Source organism: Labedella gwakjiensis (genome assembly GCF_003014675.1).
Lineage (GTDB): Bacteria > Actinomycetota > Actinomycetes > Actinomycetales > Microbacteriaceae > Labedella > Labedella gwakjiensis.
Map to the genome: position 1 here is coordinate 195,977 of NZ_PYAU01000001.1, position 15,826 is coordinate 211,802.

At 69.4% G+C, this 15,826-nt stretch carries 17 protein-coding genes; 6 read left to right on the top strand and 11 right to left on the bottom strand.

Going from position 1 to position 15,826, the window contains the following annotated elements:
* The first annotated feature begins 31 nt into the window (after positions 1–31).
* Complete coding sequence (locus CLV49_RS00915) at positions 32–1,327, top strand: DUF4032 domain-containing protein (protein WP_106561847.1); 1,296 nt, start codon at positions 32–34, stop codon at positions 1,325–1,327.
* Between the two features lie 79 nt (positions 1,328–1,406).
* On the opposite strand, the gene rlmB is transcribed toward CLV49_RS00915, so the two are convergent.
* The 4 genes from rlmB to CLV49_RS00935 all read right to left on the bottom strand — a co-directional run bounded on the left by rlmB (position 1,407) and on the right by CLV49_RS00935 (position 5,660).
* Positions 1,407–2,432 carry a 23S rRNA (guanosine(2251)-2'-O)-methyltransferase RlmB gene (gene rlmB / locus CLV49_RS00920; protein WP_106561848.1) on the bottom strand — a complete coding sequence of 342 codons (1,026 nt, stop codon included), beginning with the start codon at positions 2,430–2,432 and terminating at the stop codon, positions 1,407–1,409.
* Entirely contained in the window at positions 2,419–3,843 is a 1,425-nt protein-coding gene (gene cysS, locus CLV49_RS00925; protein WP_106564803.1) for a cysteine--tRNA ligase, read from the bottom strand. Before cysS ends, rlmB begins: the two co-directional genes overlap by 14 nt.
* A gap of 9 nt (positions 3,844–3,852) precedes the next feature.
* Positions 3,853–5,031, bottom strand: a complete 1,179-nt coding sequence (ispD, locus tag CLV49_RS00930; RefSeq protein ID WP_106561849.1) for a 2-C-methyl-D-erythritol 4-phosphate cytidylyltransferase — start codon at positions 5,029–5,031, stop codon at positions 3,853–3,855.
* Between the two features lie 146 nt (positions 5,032–5,177).
* Positions 5,178–5,660 (bottom strand): CarD family transcriptional regulator, encoded by a 483-nt coding sequence (locus tag CLV49_RS00935; protein ID WP_106561850.1) that lies wholly within the window; start codon positions 5,658–5,660, stop codon positions 5,178–5,180.
* Between the two features lie 160 nt (positions 5,661–5,820).
* Between CLV49_RS00935 and CLV49_RS00940 the strand changes: the two genes are divergently transcribed.
* Complete coding sequence (locus CLV49_RS00940) at positions 5,821–6,315, top strand: hypothetical protein (RefSeq protein ID WP_127054192.1); 495 nt, start codon at positions 5,821–5,823, stop codon at positions 6,313–6,315.
* Positions 6,316–6,397: 82 nt separating this feature from the next.
* On the opposite strand, the gene CLV49_RS00945 is transcribed toward CLV49_RS00940, so the two are convergent.
* Positions 6,398–7,078: a response regulator transcription factor gene (locus CLV49_RS00945; RefSeq protein WP_106561852.1), complete on the bottom strand. Its 681-nt coding sequence runs from the start codon at positions 7,076–7,078 to the stop codon at positions 6,398–6,400.
* Positions 7,075–8,244, bottom strand: a complete 1,170-nt coding sequence (locus tag CLV49_RS00950; protein ID WP_106561853.1) for a sensor histidine kinase — start codon at positions 8,242–8,244, stop codon at positions 7,075–7,077. The genes CLV49_RS00945 and CLV49_RS00950 overlap by 4 nt, the downstream gene beginning before the upstream one ends.
* 187 nt (positions 8,245–8,431) lie before the next feature.
* Here CLV49_RS00950 and phoU point away from each other — a divergent pair, with 187 nt between their 5' ends.
* A complete protein-coding gene (gene phoU, locus CLV49_RS00955) occupies positions 8,432–9,118 on the top strand; it encodes a phosphate signaling complex protein PhoU (protein WP_106561854.1) in 687 nt (228 codons plus the stop codon).
* A 113-nt stretch (positions 9,119–9,231) separates the two neighbouring features.
* On the opposite strand, the gene CLV49_RS00960 is transcribed toward phoU, so the two are convergent.
* A complete protein-coding gene (locus tag CLV49_RS00960) occupies positions 9,232–9,981 on the bottom strand; it encodes a phosphoglyceromutase (RefSeq protein ID WP_106561855.1) in 750 nt (249 codons plus the stop codon).
* A 55-nt stretch (positions 9,982–10,036) separates the two neighbouring features.
* Between CLV49_RS00960 and CLV49_RS00965 the strand changes: the two genes are divergently transcribed.
* Positions 10,037–10,864 (top strand): SAM-dependent methyltransferase, encoded by an 828-nt coding sequence (locus CLV49_RS00965; protein ID WP_106561856.1) that lies wholly within the window; start codon positions 10,037–10,039, stop codon positions 10,862–10,864.
* A gap of 15 nt (positions 10,865–10,879) precedes the next feature.
* Here the strand turns inward: CLV49_RS00965 and CLV49_RS00970 are convergent, their stop codons facing one another.
* The 4 genes from CLV49_RS00970 to CLV49_RS00985 all read right to left on the bottom strand — a co-directional run bounded on the left by CLV49_RS00970 (position 10,880) and on the right by CLV49_RS00985 (position 14,172).
* Positions 10,880–11,992 (bottom strand): FUSC family protein, encoded by a 1,113-nt coding sequence (locus CLV49_RS00970; RefSeq protein ID WP_127054189.1) that lies wholly within the window; start codon positions 11,990–11,992, stop codon positions 10,880–10,882.
* A gap of 4 nt (positions 11,993–11,996) precedes the next feature.
* Complete coding sequence (gene ygfZ, locus CLV49_RS00975; RefSeq protein ID WP_106561858.1) at positions 11,997–13,148, bottom strand: CAF17-like 4Fe-4S cluster assembly/insertion protein YgfZ; 1,152 nt, start codon at positions 13,146–13,148, stop codon at positions 11,997–11,999.
* On the bottom strand, positions 13,148–13,744 hold the full coding sequence (locus CLV49_RS00980) for a heme-binding beta-barrel domain-containing protein (RefSeq protein ID WP_106561859.1): 597 nt from the start codon (positions 13,742–13,744) through the stop codon (positions 13,148–13,150). Before CLV49_RS00980 ends, ygfZ begins: the two co-directional genes overlap by 1 nt.
* 134 nt (positions 13,745–13,878) lie before the next feature.
* The gene (locus tag CLV49_RS00985) at positions 13,879–14,172 is read right to left on the bottom strand and encodes a hypothetical protein (protein ID WP_106561860.1); all 294 of its coding nucleotides are present in this window, start codon (positions 14,170–14,172) and stop codon (positions 13,879–13,881) included.
* Positions 14,173–14,250: 78 nt separating this feature from the next.
* Here CLV49_RS00985 and CLV49_RS00990 point away from each other — a divergent pair, with 78 nt between their 5' ends.
* Both CLV49_RS00990 and mshD read left to right on the top strand, forming a co-directional pair.
* A complete protein-coding gene (locus CLV49_RS00990) occupies positions 14,251–14,940 on the top strand; it encodes a response regulator transcription factor (RefSeq protein WP_208019751.1) in 690 nt (229 codons plus the stop codon).
* On the top strand, positions 14,912–15,817 hold the full coding sequence (gene mshD / locus CLV49_RS00995; protein WP_106561861.1) for a mycothiol synthase: 906 nt from the start codon (positions 14,912–14,914) through the stop codon (positions 15,815–15,817). The genes CLV49_RS00990 and mshD overlap by 29 nt, the downstream gene beginning before the upstream one ends.
* Positions 15,818–15,826 lie beyond the last annotated feature (9 nt).

Sequence of the window (15,826 nt, forward strand, 5' to 3'; positions counted from 1 at the left end):
CGTTCTCCTTTTCTCGAGAACAGGCGGCAGCATGAGCGCTTCCCTCAGCATCACCTCAGCAACGGTCGATCCGGCCCTTCTCGACCTCCCGTGGCACCTGCCCCTCGACGAGTGGCCGAGCGAGACCATCGCTTCCCTGCCGAAGGGCATCTCGCGCCACCTGGTCCGGTTCGCCTACCTCTCCGGCTACGTGATCGCCGTCAAGGAGACCACGACGGAGATGGCGCGCGGAGAGTACGACATGCTGCGCACGCTCCAGCGTCTCGACATCCCGTGCGTCGACCCGCTCGCCGTGGTCGCCGGACGATTGAACGAGGACGGCGCCCCGCTCGCGAGCGTGCTCGTGACGCGGCACCTCAAGTTCTCCCTCCCCTACCGCGCCTTGTTCTCCCAGATGCTCCGCCCCGACACGGCCACACGCCTCGTCGACGCACTCGCGGTGCTGCTCGTCCGCCTCCATATCGTCGGGTTCTTCTGGGGCGACGTCTCGCTCTCGAACACCCTCTTCCGCCGCGACGCCGGCTCGTTCGCGGCCTACCTCGTCGACGCCGAGACGGGCAAGCTGTTCGACGGCGGCCTGTCGAACGGTCAGCGCGAGAACGATCTCGAGATCGCCCGGGTGAACATCGCCGGCGAGCTCATGGACCTCCAGGCCGGGGGCCGCGTCGAGGACGAGCTCGACCCCGTGGAGGTGTCGGCTGGAATCGTCGCGTCCTACCGGTCGCTCTGGAAGGAACTCACGGGCTCCGAGTCGTTCGCGTCGAGCGAGCGGTGGCGGATCAACCAGCGCGTCCAGCGTCTCAACGAACTGGGCTTCGACATCGAAGAGCTCGCCATCCGCACGGACGCCGGCGGAACGACGGTGCGCATCCAGCCGAAGGTCGTCGACGCGGGTCACCACCAGCGCCGCCTCATCCGGCTCACGGGCCTCGACACGGGCGAGAACCAGGCGCGGCGACTGCTCAACGACCTCGACTCGTACTCCGCCACCCGCGCGCGTGAAGGGCAGGAGGTGGACGAGGAGCAGATGGCCCACGAGTGGCTCATCCGAGTGTTCGAGCCCGTCGTGACGTCGATCCCCCGCGAACTACGCGGCAAGCTCGAGCCGGCCGAGGTCTTCCACCAGCTCCTCGAGCACCGGTGGTTCATGTCGCAGCGCGAGGAGCGGGACGTCCCCCTGGCGGAGGCGCAGACCGCCTACGTCAACGACGTGCTGCGCCACCGACGCGACGAGGCCACCGTGATCAACCCGCCGACCGAGTCGATCGCGATTCCGTCCGATCTCGACGCGGACGAGGACGACGTGGACTGGCGCGAGCGGGTCTGATCCAACGGCCGGCAGGCGGCGTCACCGACAACGAGACGGCGGGAGCACTCGAGTGCTCCCGCCGTCTGTATGTCGGGTGCTACTTCTTCTTTGCTCGAGCGCGCGCCGTCGAGATCTCGTAGAGCGTGACCGACGCCGCGATGCCCGCGTTGAGCGACTCGGTGTCTGAGCCGATCGGAATCGACACGATCGCGTCGCACGTCTCGGTGACGAGCCGTGACAGCCCCTTGCCCTCGCTGCCGACGACGACCACGAGGGGACGATCGGCCAGGTCGAGACCAGGGAGGTCGACGTCTCCGTCGCCATCGAGTCCGACGACAAACACTCCGGCCTCCTTGAAGGCCTTGAGCGTCTGCGTGAGGTTCGTGGCCATCGCCACGGGCACTCGAGCCGCCGCTCCGGCCGAGGTGCGCCACGCCGATGCCGTGACGCCGACGGACCGGCGCTGCGGGACGATGACGCCCTGGCCGCCGAACGCCGCCGTCGAACGGATGATCGCGCCCAGGTTGCGGGGGTCGGTGATCCCGTCCAGAGCCACGAACAGCGGCGTCTTGCCGGAGGCGACGACCTGCTCGAGGAGATCCACGGGGTGGGCGTACTCGTAGGCCGGGACCTTCAGCGCCACACCCTGGTGGACGCCGTCGTGCCCCGCGAGCCGGTCGAGCTCTGGACGCATGACCTCCATGATGGGGATCCCGCGTTTCGTCGCGATCTGGAGGATCTCCTTGACGCGGTCGTCGGTCTCGATGCGCGCAGCGATGTGCAGCGCCGACGCCGGGATGCGTGCACGCAGCGCCTCCACGACGGCGTTACGACCGGTGACGATCTCGGTGTCGTCCTGGTTGCGGGCCTTGCGCTGCTGGTCCTGCCGCCGGTTCTGCGTGACGCTCGCGGCACCCCGAGGAGCGGCGCCCCCGCGACCACGGGCCTGCTCGAGCCGGTCCTGAGCGAGCTTGCGCTTGCCCGCGGGGTGGTACGGGCGGTCCTCCGCCTTGGGAGTGGGCTTCTTGCCCTCGAGGGCTTGCCGCCCGTTGCCGCCCGTGCCCTTGACGGGGCCCTTCTTCGTCTTCCGCACAGCACCTGCGCGGTTCTTACCTGCTGCCATCGATGCTCCAGTGTGTGCCTGAGGGTGTGTCTTCGATCGTGATGCCGACCGCGGACAGATCGTTGCGGATCCTGTCAGAGGTGGCGAAATCCTTGTTCGCGCGCGCGATGCGACGCTCTTCGACGAGCCGGAGCACGAGCGCGTCGAGCGCCCGCGCCGTGGCGTCCCCGCCTTCCGCCGTGCGCCACTCCGCCGAGAGGGGGTCGATCCCGAGGACCTCGGTCATCGCACGGACATGCGCCTCCGCGACGGCGACCGCCTGCGGGTCGTCCGCGTCCATGGCCTGATTGCCCGATCGGATCGTGTCGTGGAGCACGGCGAGCGCCTGGGGTACAGCCAGATCGTCGTCGAGGGCCTCCCCGAACTCCACGGGAACGGTCGGGAGGACGCTCCCGGCGAAACGGGTGCCGGCGAGTCGTCGCTCGGCCCGTTCGAGGAAGCTCTCGATACGGTCGATCGCCGCCTCAGCCTCCGCGAGCGCACCGTCGTGGAAGTCGATCGTGGAGCGGTAGTGGGCCGAGCCGAGTGCGTAACGCACGGCGATCGGTCGCGCGGAGGCGAGCAGGTCGGCGGCGAAGACCGAGTTGCCGAGCGATTTCGACATCTTCTGCCCGCCCACGTTCACGAGGCCGTTGTGCACCCAGAACTCGGCGAAGCCGAAACCGGCGGCGGCGGACTGGGCGAGTTCGTTCTCGTGGTGCGGGAATCGCAGGTCCAACCCACCGCCGTGGATGTCGAAGCGGTCGCCGAGGTACCGTCGCGACATCGCGGAGCACTCGATGTGCCATCCCGGTCGACCGGGGCCCCACGGACTCTCCCAGACGGCCGACGAGGGCTCACCAGCCTTCGCCCCCTTCCAGAGCGCGAAATCGTGGGGGTCGCGCTTGCGGCGGGGATCCGCGTCCGTCGCCGCCTCCATCGCATCGACCCTCTGGCGCGTGAGCTCGCCGTAGGTCGGCCAGCTGCGCACATCGAAGTAGACGTCACCGGAGTCGTCGGAGGACGGGTAGGCGTGACCTCGGTCGACGAGGAGGGAGATGATCTCGTGCATCTGCGGGATGCTCGCCGTCGCGCGCGGCTCGTACGTGGGGGGCAGGATGCCCAGGGCGCTGTAAGCCGCCGTGAACTCGAGCTCCATCCGGTAGGCGAGCGCCCACCATTGCTCCGTGTCTGTCGCGTTCTGGAGGACCTTGTCGTCGATATCCGTGACGTTGCGGACGAGCGTGACGGTGAGGCCCGACGCGCTCATCCATCGACGGAGGATGTCGTACACGAGAGCCGAGCGCAGGTGGCCGATGTGAGGGGACGACTGCACTGTCGGACCGCACACGTACATCCCGACGCGGCCGGGGACGAGCGGGACGAAGTCGCGCAGCGTCGCCGTGCGCGAGTCGTGGAGTCGGAGTGTCACCTCCACAGCCTATTCGAGGACGGGCCCCGCCTGCGCTCGCACGAGCGCGGTCGCGATCGCGGTGACGCCCTCTCCCCTGCCGGTGAAACCCAGTCCGTCGGTCGTGGTCGCCGCGATCGTCACCGGCGCACCGACGATTCCCGACAGTCGGGACTCGGCCTCAGCACGACGGGCGGAGAATCGCGGGCGGTTGCCGACGAGCTGTACCGCTACGTTGACGGGCACGAGTCCCGCCTCGGCGAGCGCGTCGACGGCTCCGGTGAGGAACACGTCGCCGGCGGCCCCCGCATAGCGAGGATCGTCCGTGCCGAAGAGCGAACCGATGTCACCGAGGCCTCCGGCGCTGAGGAGAGCGTCCACGATCGCGTGGGCGACGGCGTCACCGTCGCTGTGACCCGAGAGAGCCTGCGTCCCCGGCCACTCGAGGCCGGCGAGACGCAATATGCCGTCCTCCGAGAAGGCGTGCACGTCGAGCCCGATCCCGGTGCGCAGATCACCCCGCGACACGAGGAGTTCGGCCCTCCGGAGGTCCCACGGGGTCGTGATCTTGAACGCCCGTTCGTCTCCGGGAACGATCCGCACGACGCCACCGACGGCTGCGACGGTCGCGGCGTCGTCCGTGTGCTCGGCGTCCGGATCCGCGTAGGCGCGCTCGAGGAGGTCCCGCGGGAAGCCCTGGGGGGTCTGGACGGCGCGGAGCCTGTCGCGATCCACGGTGGAGACGACAGCACCGGTTCCGTCGACCTGCTTGATGGTGTCCGTCACGGCGAGTCCGGGGATGACGGCCTCGCCGCTCGTGCGGACGGCAGCCGTCACCGTGTCGAGGAAGGAGGACGGAGCGAGCGCCCGAGCGGCGTCGTGGACGAGGACCGTGTCGACGGACGACGGAAGGTCGGCGAGCCCGGCCCGGACGGATCGTGAACGGCTCGAGCCTCCGGGGATCACACGAAGGTGCCCGGCAGCGACTCCGGCCGCGCGCTCCGCGATCGCCCGCGTCTCCTCGACGTCGGCTGGAGGGGCGACAACCACGACGATGGCCGGTTCGCGCATCCCGAAGACGGCGTGCAGGGCATGCTCGAGGATGGTCAGGCCGGCGAGGGGGACGAGGGCCTTCGGGCTGCCGGCCAGGAGGCGCGTGCCGTCGCCGGCCGCGACGACGATGACCGCGAGGGTGGGTGCGGGGCTCATGCCTCGACAGTACCGACTACCGACACGCGCGCCCTCCCGCCGCCCTCATCGCCCCGAAGACGGACATCGCCCGCCGGGAACCCGGCGGGCGATGGTGAATCGTGCGATCGCGAAGCGATGCGATCGCGAACCGATAGAGGCCTCGGTCAGGAGGCGAGGACCTCGTCGAGGACGGTCGACGCCTTCTCCTCATCGGTCTTCTCCGCGAGCGCGAGCTCGGACACCAGGATCTGGCGTGCCTTCGCGAGCATGCGCTTCTCTCCGGCGGAGAGTCCGCGATCCTGGTCGCGGCGCCACAGGTCGCGGACGACCTCGCTCACCTTGATGACATCGCCGGAGGCGAGTTTCTCGAGGTTCGCCTTGTAACGACGGGACCAGTTGGTGGGCTCCTCGGTGAAAGGAGCCCGCAGGACGTCGAAGACGCGCTCGAGACCTTCCTTACCGATCACGTCGCGGACGCCGACGAGGTCGACGTTCTCGGCGGGGACCTCGATCACGAGATCGCCCTGGGTGACATGGAGCTTCAAGTAGAGCTTCTCTTCACCTTTGATGATCCGAGTCTTGACTTCCGCGATCGTCGCGGCTCCGTGGTGGGGGTAAACGACAGTTTCGCCAACCTCAAAAAGCATGGAATAGTATCCCTTCAGCGTCTCCCAGGATACCACAGCGACCTCCCGGTTAGGTCCGCCTAACCGGCGCACGCGCGCGCGAACGCTAGGCTAGGAGCGAACCGAACCGGCAGCACCGAAGGCATCGCCCCGGACTGCGCACCGTCCGCTGGAGGCACCCGTGAGAACCCGCGCCCGCTTGACCGCGTCGATCGTCCTCGCGGCGGCCGTCGCCCTCGGCACCACTTCGTGCAATCTGCTCGCCCCGCAGGCGACGCTCAAGGTCTACGACCCGAGCGACGGAGTGAGCGCCACGGTCGGCGACGTCGCCCTGCGCAACGCGCTCGTGCTCGCCGACAGCGAAGACACGGGCTTCCTGCTCGTCACGGTGATCAACAACGGCTCTTCTCCCCACGCCGTCACGGTCCAGGTGGGATCGGGCGAGGATCGCCAGGAGTTCACCCTCACAGTGGCGGGCGGCTCCACGACGACCTTCAGCGCGGGCGACGAGCGACGACTCGAGCTCGACCCCCTGCAGGAGCCAGCCGGCGCCGTCATCCCGCTCTTCGTCCAGTACGGCCAGGAGGAGGGCGTCGAGATCGACGTCCCCGTCCTCGAGCAGGACACGTTCTCGGAGTACGCGACCCTCACACCCACGCCGGCTCCGTCCGAGTGATCCTCCCCCTCAGCGAGGGGACAACGGGAACGGGGATGGTGCGCGATTCGACGCGCACCATCCCCGTCCAATTTTCGAGAGATCAGGGTTCGAACCTGTAGCCCAGCCCGCGGACCGTCACGAGCATGACGGGATCGGACGGCTTCTCCTCGATGCGAGAGCGGATGCGCTTGATGTGCACGTCGAGCGTCTTGGTGTCGCCGAAGTAGTCGCTCCCCCACACGCGGTCGATGAGCTGACCGCGCGTGAGGACGCGTCCGGCGTTGCGCAGCAGCAGCTCAAGGAGCTCGAACTCCTTGAGCGGCATCGAGACCTCTGCACCCCTCACCGTGACCGTGTGGCGATCGACGTCCATCTGCACGGTTCCGGCCTCGAGAACGGATTCGGCCTCGTCGACGTCGGGGCCCCGGCGTCGGAGGACGGCCCTGACCCGTGCGAGGAGTTCGCGTGTGGAGTACGGCTTCGTCACGTAGTCGTCCGCCCCGAGCTCGAGCCCCACGACGATGTCGACCTCGGAGTCCTTGGCGGTCAGCATGATGATCGGGACCGACGAGACCGCGCGGATCTGCCGGCACACCTCGGTGCCGGGGATCCCGGGGAGCATGAGGTCGAGGAGGACGAGATCAGCTCCATGCGTCACGAACTCCTCCACAGCGGTGGGACCGTCGGCCGCGACACGCACCTCGTAGCCCTCACGACCGAGCAGGTAGGCGAGCGGTTCGCTCAGCGATTCTTCGTCTTCGACGAGCAGGATGCTGGTCATCGCGACACCTTTCTCTTGGATCGTCCACTCGGGGACGGGGACTCCTGTGCGGCCTGGGGAAGCCGGATGGTGAAGGTCGAGCCCCGGCCCAGCTGCGACCAGACCTTGACCTCGCCTCCGTGATTCTGCACGGTGTGCTTGACGATCGACAGACCGAGACCGGTGCCGCCGGTCCGCCGGGAGCGGGCGTCGTCGACGCGGAAGAACCGCTCGAAGACCCGATCCTTGTCCTCCTCGGCGATCCCGATGCCCTGATCGGTGACGGCGATCTCGATCGCGTCGTCCGTCGCGCGCGCACCGACGCCTACGCGACCTCCCGGTGACGAGTACGCGATCGCGTTGGTGACGAGGTTGTGCACGGCGACGGTGAGGAGCGCCTCGTCGCCGAAGACGGCCAGACCCTTGCCACCGGCGCCGACGAGCTCGACCCCCGACGATTCGGCGAGCACCCGGCTCTGATCGATCGCCGACGTCACGATGTGGTCCACACGGATGAGCTCTGGTCGGGCGAGCGCATCCGCGGCCTGCAGCCGCGAGAGCTCGATGATCTCGGCGGTGATCTTCGCGAGCCGCGCCGCCTCAGCCGTCATCTTCGTGGCGAAGCGCCGCACCTGCTCCGGGTCGTCCGCCGCCGTCTGCAGAGCTTCCGCGAGGAGCCCCACCGCGCCGATCGGCGTCTTGAGCTCGTGGCTGATATTGGCGATGAAGTCCCGACGGACCTCGTCGAGTCGTTTCGACTCCGTGATGTCCTCGGCGAGGACGAGGATGAATCGCGTTCCGAGCCGGGCCGCGCGGACACGCACCGTCATACTCGACTCCCCGAAGCGACCGCGACCGAGTTCGAGCTCGATGACGGCGCGCTCCCCCGTGGATCGTACGGAGACGGCCAGGCGGTCGATCTCCTCGTGGACGAGCACACCTCTCCGGACGAGGCCCATCGCGACCGCTCCAGGGGACGCCTTCACGACGTTCGCGGAGGGGTCGAGCACGATGCCGGCACTCTCGAGCGCATCGAGCACCTGGTCGACGCCGTCGGGCACCTTGGGGGATGCGACGTTCGCGACGCGTTCGCTCCGACGGAACGCCAGATAGACGAAGCTCGTGAACGCTGCGCCCATGAGAGCTCCAAGAGCCACGGCGGCCAGCACCACCCAGGGGGACTGCATGAGACTAGATTAGGGGTACCACGACGAGCCGACCTGACCGGGACCACCGGAATTGCGAGGGCCGTCGTGGACTGTTCATCGTCCCTGCACCGTCCGTTAACCTTCCGACGGCAGGGTTGATTCGACGGTCGGTCGCCCTCTGGTGGACCGTCGGCGCCCGCACCCGAACGAGAGAGTGATCCCTTTAATGCGCGAAGTCTTCCAGCAGGAGCTGCACGAAGTCCAGCACCGTCTCGTCGAGATCGCCGAGCTCGTGGCCGTGTCCATCGAGGGCGCCGTCCACGCCTTCAACGAGTCCGATGTGGCGCGGGCCGAGGAGGTCATCGAGAACGACAGCCGTATCGACGGCCTCACGGTCGAGCTCGACGAGCTCGCCATCACGATCCTCGCCCGTCAGCAGCCCGTCGCCCGCGACCTCCGCATCGTGGTGAGTGCGCTCCGGATCAGCGCGTCGCTCGAGCGGATGGGCGACATGGCCGAACACATCGCTCAGCTCGCCCGGTCGCGCTTCCCCGAGCGCGCCGTGCCGAAGGGCCTGCGTTCCACGTTCGCCGAGATGGGCCGCCTCGACGTCGAGATCGCACGCAAGCTCGCCGAGCTCCTCCGCACGGAGGACATCGAGCTCGCTGAACAGATCCGCGACGAGGACGACGTGATCGACGACCTCCACCTGAGCGTCTTCGACAAGGTCCTCGGCGAGACGTGGAAGGGCGAGACGGCCGCGACCGTCGATGCCACCCTCGCATCCCGCTACCACGAGCGTTTCGCAGACCACGCCGTCTCGATCTCGAAGAAGGTGCAGTACCTCGCGACGGGCGACTGGAGCGCCGAGAGCATCACGCCCCTCCCCGCGACGGAGACGATCGGAAACTGACCGACCCGGCCATCGCCGGCCGTTCCTCGTCATAGCGAAAGTGCGGGCTTTCGTCCTCTCCCCTGATGGGGAAGGGACGAAAGCCCGCACTTTCGCTATGACGGGGTGGCGCGTTACTTCTTGCCCTGGGCGGCCACGGCGGCCGCACCAGCGGCCGCGGCGTCGGGGTCGAGGTACTCCCCCGGTCCGAGCGGGCGGAAGTCGGCGTCGAGCTTGTAGACGAGCGGGATGCCGGTCGGGATGTTGAGCTCGGAGATCTCGTCGTCCGAGATGCCGTCGAGGTGCTTCACGAGCGCCCTGAGCGAGTTGCCGTGGGCCGTGACGAGCACGGTCTTGCCTGCGGCGAGGTCTCCCGTGATGTCGGACTCCCAGTACGGGAGCATGCGCTCGATGACGTCCTTGAGGCACTCGGTCGCGGGGATCTCGCCGTCGATGTCGGCGTAGCGGGGGTCGTTGGCCTGCGAGTACTCGTCCGTCGGGTCGATGGGGGGCGGCGGCACGTCGAAGGAACGACGCCAGGTCATGAACTGCTCCTGGCCGTACTCGGCGAGCGTCTGCGCCTTGTCCTTGCCCTGGAGCGCGCCGTAGTGACGCTCGTTGAGCCGCCACGACCGCTTGACGGGGATCCAGGCGCGGTCAGCGACCTCGAGGGCGAGGTTGGCCGTCTGGATCGCACGGGTGAGGACGGAGGTGTACAGGACGTCGGCATCGATGCCCGCGTCGACGAGCAGTTTGCCCGCCCGCTTGGCCTCGGCGACGCCCTGGTCGCTCAGGCGGACGTCGACCCATCCGGTGAAGAGGTTCTTCTGGTTCCAGTCGCTGTTTCCGTGCCGCAGAAGCACGAGGGTGTAAGGCTCAGACATGTCTCCAGCCTATCGGGAGGGCAGCACGGGCCGCTGTCGCTGGGATGATGGATCCATGCCGATCGGAGCGATCACCCGCGGGACGACCAACACGAATCGTCTCCGCCGCGTCGACCGCTTCATCGCCCGGTCCACAGCGTTCCGCCGACCGGACGCACCCCTCGTCGTCGACCTCGGATTCGGGGCGAGCGCAGTGACCGCTCTCGAGACGGCTGCCCGCCTCCGCCGGACGAAGGCGCCCGTGCACGTCCACGGGCTCGAGATCGATCCCACCCGGGTGCGGACGGCGCTCGGCCAGCTCGAGGAGGTCGCCGCCGGGCGCTCGTCCTTCCCCTCCGACCTCTCGGTGTCGGTCGGGCTCGGCGGGTTCGAGACGCCGACCCCGGACGGGCGACCAGCGGATGTCATCCGCGCCTTCAACGTCCTGCGCCAGTACGACGAATCGGCCGTGAGCGACGCGTGGGCCCGCATGGCTTCCCGGCTCTCGCCGACGGGCGCGCTCGTCGAGGGCACGTGCGACGAGGTGGGCCGCATCGCGAGCTGGGTGACGATCCCCCGGGACGCTCCCCCGACGTTCTCGCTCTCACTCCGGTTGGCCGAACTCGAACGGCCGTCGATCGTGGCGGAGCGACTCCCCAAGGCGCTCATCCATCGGAACGTCCCGGGGGAAGCCATCCACGACCTCCTCCGCGATCTCGACCGCCAGTGGACCCTGCACGCGCCACTCGCGAGCTACGGACCGGTCCAGCGATTCGTCGCGAGCGTCGAGGGTCTCCGCGCAGCCGGGCGCACGGTGCTCGGCAACCGGTCGGTCTGGAGGCTCGGCGAGGTCACCGTGCCCTGGTCGGAGGTCGCACCGGTCGGCGGCGCCGTCACCCCCTGACCGCTCCCTCCACGGTCAGGTGGGGGGCAGGAGCGCCTGCGCCTCGCCGACGGGCATGCCGGCAGCGACGAGCAGGTCGACGACGAGGGGCCTCAGCGCGATGACGAGCGCCTGCTCCGACACGCGGGCGTCGCCTCCCAGCACCTCCTCCGGCCGGAGATGACGGGCGAGCTCCTCGAGTGCCCTCCGGGCGATCGGTAGCTGCTCGATGTCATCGAGGCTCGCCGAGAGGAGCGACACGGCCGCCGAGACCCGTGCGAGCAGATCGGCGACGGCCGGTCTGCTCTGCCCGTCCCGCCCGACGAAATCGAGACGCCGCGCGATGACGCGCAGGTTGCGGGTCGCGAGATCCATCCCGTCGAGCACCACGGCCTGCCGCTCGAGCTCAGCGCGATGACGTCGGACGATCGGCGAGACACTGACGATGGCGCGCGCCGAGTCGAGCGAGCCGCGCCACGCATCGAGGAGAGGCTGGGTGCCGCGCACGCGGACGAGCGCCCGCTCCGACTCCTCATGGTCGGCATATCGCAGCGACGAGACGAGAGAGGCTGTGACCGCCTCGAACTCGGCGAAGAGGGCGCGTGCCTCACGTATCGCCGCGCGACGGGGGTCACGCGGGATGAGTGCGGTGGCGGCGAGCGCCACGACGCCGCCGACGACCCCGTCGACGACCCGGACGAACGGGCCTCCGTCGGGCGCCGGGAGAAGCGACACGAGCACCGATTGGATCGCCGCCGCGATGGCGAAGGCGGCGGCAGGCGACAGGAGACGCGCGATCACGAGGGTGGCAGACAGGACCACGGCGAGCTGAACGATGCCCTGCCCGAACGTGAGGACGACGGCCTCGGCCACGGCGATCCCGAGCGTCATACCGACAGCCGTCTCGAGCACGCGGACCGGGCGGGCGTCCCGGACGAACCCCAGACTCGACAGCGACACCGTCACCGCGAGGAGCGGCACGTCGTGACCGAGCACCTCGCGCGCGAAGAGGTAGGCGATGACGGCGGCCGCCGTGATCTGGAGGATCGCGGGAAGGGAGGTCGACACCCTCCGCAGCGAGACGCCCGATGTGCCGGGGAGCCGCCGCCGCGGACCCCGCTCACGGTCGGGACGCGCGCCCGTCGTCACCCGCTCAGCCGCGGCCGAGCCGCGGGAGCCGCGGGACGTCGGCGGTGGCGCCGGCGCCGGGAGGAACGATCGCCTGCTGCGACGCGGCGACGGCGTCGTCACCGACCCTGACGGACAGAGCCACGTCGATCGGAACGGCTCGTTTCACGACCGCGAGGGCGATGGGACCGAGGTCGTAGTGGATGGCGGAAGACGTCACGCGACCGACCTCCCGGGGCTCCCCGTCCTTCTCCGCGGTGATCTCTGCGCCGTGCGGAGGCAGGACGGCATCGCTGCCGTCGAGGTGCAGCATCACGACACGGCGCGGCGGGCGACCCAGGTTGTGGACCTTCGCCACGGTCTCCTGTCCGCGGTAGCAGCCCTTCTCGAGATGCACAGCGGTGCGGAGCCAGTCGAGTTCGTGCGGGATGGTGCGCTCGTCCGCGTCGAGGGCCTGGCGCGGTCGCCATGCGGCGATGCGCAGCGCCTCAGCCGCGAGAGAGCCGGCGACACCGATGGAACCGGAACGGACGAGCGCGGCGACCTCGTGGAGTGCGTCCCGTCGGACGATCGACTCGAGCCACGTGCGGTCGACACCCGGGTGCGCGCCCTCGGCGTACTGCCACCCGCCGGCGACGACGGCCGACCACGGGTCGCTCCACGTGAGCGGCACCCCGGTGGGTGCGGCGACGGGCAGACCGGGGACCTCGGCCGCGGAGGCGACGACGGCGAACTCGAGCGAACGGTCGGACACCTCGACGCGCAGCATAAACCGCATGCGGTCGAAGAAGACAGCGAGCGGGGCGGCCAGACCGGGGTCGACGATGAGCCAGGAGGTCTCGCCGTCGTCGACGACGCGCACCGCGTACTCGACACGTCCCTGCGGATCGAGCACGAGGGTCTCCGCCGATTCGCCGGGGGCCAGGTGGGCGAGATCCTGCGACGTCAGCGCGTGGAGGAGCTGCAGCCGATCGTCGCCGACGAGGGCGACGATGCCGAGATCCGATGCGTCCACGATCGCGCGCCCGGCCTCCAGTTCGCGCTGCTCGCGGAACGGATCGCCGTAGTGGAGCGGCACGAGGGGCAGGACGCCGGCGTCCAACTCGGGCACGACGGCGCCCGGAAGGGATGCGAAAGCCGACGCCGGAACCGTGCCGGAGCCGTCCGTCCCGGTCATCAGTCGACCTTCGTCAGGCGGGCGGACGCATGGGTCCGCAGATCCTGGCCGAGGGCCGCGATGTCCCATGCCCAGAGCAGATCGGCCTCGACGAGCCCGTAGAGGCGCGTGGCGGCGGCATACGGCTTGGAGCCCGCCGTCCGCATGACGGCGTCGGTGGCCAGGTCGACGCGTGGGCCCTTGATCTGGCCGAGGTAGAGCTCGCTCACTCCCCCGGGGTGCACGAGCGCGACCTCGAGGTCGAAGCCGCCGTCGGAGTTGCGGAGGGTCTCGACCGACTGCGCCGTCGTGAACGGACGCGGCGCCGTCGGCGGGAGCATGGCGGGCCCCGGGTCACCCTCGAGCTGCGCCCGATGCAGCCGCCAGTAGCCGCTCTCGGCGACGAGAGGGGTGCGATCCTCGTCGTCGAGCCACGTGTACGACGTGTAGTTGAGGTACGGCAGGCCGTCGTGGCTGAAGGACACGCGCTGACCGAAGGTGCGCGACACGGTCTCGTCGCCGATGGCGTACTCGACGTTGCCGCGCCCTTCCCAGACGCCGATGAGCCACGACAGCGGGACGAGCTCGGACGGGAGGTCGACCGGGATCTCGATCACGATGGTCGCGTCAGCGCTGACCGCGGTAGAGGTTCCAGACGACGACGCCCGAGACGAACGCGATCGCGAGGCTGGCGAGTCCGAGGAGTCCGAGATAGAAGAGTTCGAGCGCGAGCATGGGTCGAGTCTACCCGTCAGCCGGCGAAGAGGGCGGCGATTCCGATCACCACGGAGCAGAGGACGAGCACCACGACGGCGCCGGCGACGCTGATCGCGACGCGCGTGAGGTACCCGGCCGTGACGCCGCCGGCGAGTTGGATGGCGAACGTCAGGAGCACGCTGCCCGCGAGGGCGATGCCGAGCGACGCGAACTGGGCACCCTCGTCGACGAACACTCCGATGGCGACCGCAGCGAGGACCGCCGCGATCCAGACCGCGACGACACCCACCCAGGACCGCTCCTGCACCTCTGTCACGGGCTCGCTCATGCCTCAATGATGCCCGACGGCGTGGGGCGACGTGACCACTGGCGTAGTATTGTCGCAGTCACGACCCGGAGGACACGCTTGGCGCAGCTACTCATCCTGACATCGACGGCTGGCGCGGAGGTGCTCCCGTCGCTCGGACTGCTCAGCCACCGCGTGCGCCAGATTCCGGCGCAACCGGCGCAACTCGTGAACGCCCCGGGTAGCGACCTCATCATGGTCGATGCGCGGCGCGACCTCGCCGCGGCGAAGTCCCTGTGCAAGATCCTCACGACCACCGGGATCGCGGTTCCGCTTCTCCTCATCCTCACGGAAGGCGGCCTCACGGCCGTCAGCGCCGACTGGGGAGTCGACGACGTCGTGCTCGACACCGCAGGCCCTGCCGAGGTCGACGCGCGGATCCGCCTCGCGATCGGTCGCCAGGCCCAGGAGCAGTCGGCGAGCAAGATCCAGACCTCCGGCGTCGTCATCGACGAGGCGAGCTACTCGGCGAAGGTCCAGGGCCGCCCACTCGACCTCACGTTCAAGGAATTCGAGCTCCTGCGCTTCCTCGCCACACACCCCTCTCGCGTCTTCACGCGCGAGCAGCTCTTGAGCGAGGTCTGGGGATACGACTACTTCGGCGGCACCCGCACGGTGGACGTGCACGTGCGGCGCCTGCGCGCGAAGCTCGGCGATCTCGAGCAGCTCATCGGTACCGTCCGCAACGTCGGCTACCGATTCAACGTCTACGAGGACGACAATGCGCCGACTCCGGCTCCGAGTTCGTGATCTGAACGAGCCCGACGTCAATGAGAGCGTCGCGACGCTCGTCCGCCGTGCTCTCGCCGTCGACGGCCAGCCGCCGTTCAACGACCAGGCGAAGCTCGACGCGCGCGCCGGTTCCCGAACGCTCATCACTGCCGTGGTCCCGAGCGACGACGACGACTCGGAGACGATGATCGGCGCCGCGATCCTCGGCCAGGGCGAGCTCGAGTTCACGATCGACCCCGAATGGCGCTCCTACGGCTACGGTGACGCCGCGCTCGGCGGGCTCGTCGGCAGTGCGCCTCCCGCGCTCTCCGCCTGGGCGCACGGTGACCATCCCGCCGCCGCGTCGCTCGCCGCGCGTCACGGCTTCGACCGGGTGCGCACCCTCCTGCAGCTGCGGATGCCGCTCGCCTCGCGCACGCCCGCGTCCGCCCCGACCGGGCAGGGCGTCGCCATCTCCCCCTTCGTCCCCGGCCGTGACGAGGCCGAGTGGGTGGCCCTCAACGCCCTCGCGTTCGCCGACCACCCGGAGCAGGGCAAGATCACGGTCGATGACGTGCTCGCGCGGGAGGCGGAAGGCTGGTTCTCCGCCGACGACTTCCTCCTCGCTCGCGACGCCACCGGGCGCCTCGTCGGCTCCATCTGGTTGAAGGTGGAGGACGGCATCGGCGAGGTCTACGCGATCGGCGTGCACCCGGACAGCACGGGCGCCGGGCTGGGAAGAACGCTCATGAACGCCGGGCTCGAGCGTCTCGCCCAGACGGGGGTCGAGACGGCCGCCCTCTACGTCGAGGCCGACAACGAGCGCGCCACGGGGCTGTACCGATCTCTCGGCTTCGGCGACCACACGACCGACGTGCAATACCGCCGTCGCACCCCCGGCTCGACTCCGCGTTAACGGGAAGTT